Origin of the sequence: Vibrio sp. 10N.222.55.C6, assembly GCF_041473395.1 — a bacterium.
Lineage (GTDB): Bacteria > Pseudomonadota > Gammaproteobacteria > Enterobacterales > Vibrionaceae > Vibrio > Vibrio crassostreae_C.
In genome coordinates, this window is the sequence record NZ_JBFRSD010000490.1 from 1 (window position 1) to 811 (window position 811).

1 protein-coding gene and 1 pseudogene are annotated in these 811 nt (G+C 41.2%); both read left to right on the forward strand.

What is annotated here, in order from left to right; all coding sequences use genetic code 11:
* The first annotated feature begins 181 nt into the window (after positions 1-181).
* Positions 182-511: a hypothetical protein gene (locus AB4486_RS24745; RefSeq protein WP_136975916.1), complete on the forward strand. Its 330-nt coding sequence runs from the start codon at positions 182-184 to the stop codon at positions 509-511.
* A 10-nt stretch (positions 512-521) separates the two neighbouring features.
* Positions 522-811 (forward strand): annotated as a pseudogene (locus tag AB4486_RS24750) (hypothetical protein); the annotation flags it as partial.

Here is an 811-nt window from a genome sequence, read left to right on the forward strand (position 1 = left end):
TTTCTTTATTGAATCTAAGAACGAAATCCTTATCTGGCCTAAAGGCGATGGTTTCCATTTAAAGGTTGATGCTCGTGATTTTTATGCGGCTGTTAAGCGTTATCGTGATGAAGTTGAAACCACACGACCGAAACCAACAGAGAGTGCCAACGAGTTATTCAATCAATTAAAGGGGTGATACATGCTGAATCATTTCGCAGAACAAAACGAGATTGCAAGAAAAGAAAATGCTGATGATTTTATGATGCCTGATGAGCTTGAGAAAGCTTGTAAGACGTTTGTTCAGGCATGTATTGACTATCGCATTTCAAAAGCAAAGAACGGTAAAGGGGATAGTCCTGATTTCATTACCTCACTGATGAATGACAAGTTAGTAACACTCACGAATCTAACGGGATTATCGAACAAGGCTACCACTACGTTGGCGCGTGAGGTCGTGATTGACCACTTTAATCAACTAGCAGAAAAGCAAGCTAGTGAGATGGATAGCTTAGACCGCGTACATTATTAAAGGAATTTAAATGAAAGTATTAAAACTGGGCGAATTCAGCCCAAGTCACACAGACGTTGTTTTTGAAAATCGCCAGAGTGCGGAACAGCGTGATATAACACGTACAATAGGACGTTTCAATTCGTCTACTTCTGAAATGGCATTTCTGGAGGATGGTTATGGCCTTGGGGTCAAATATTGCGCTATGTTCCGTTCGGGCTTTGGGATGCATCTTGAGTCTGTGAATGGCGCGTTATACGTGTCTGATATCAATGATGTTATCACCATGAATGAGCATAAGCGCGATTATGAGAGCATGAG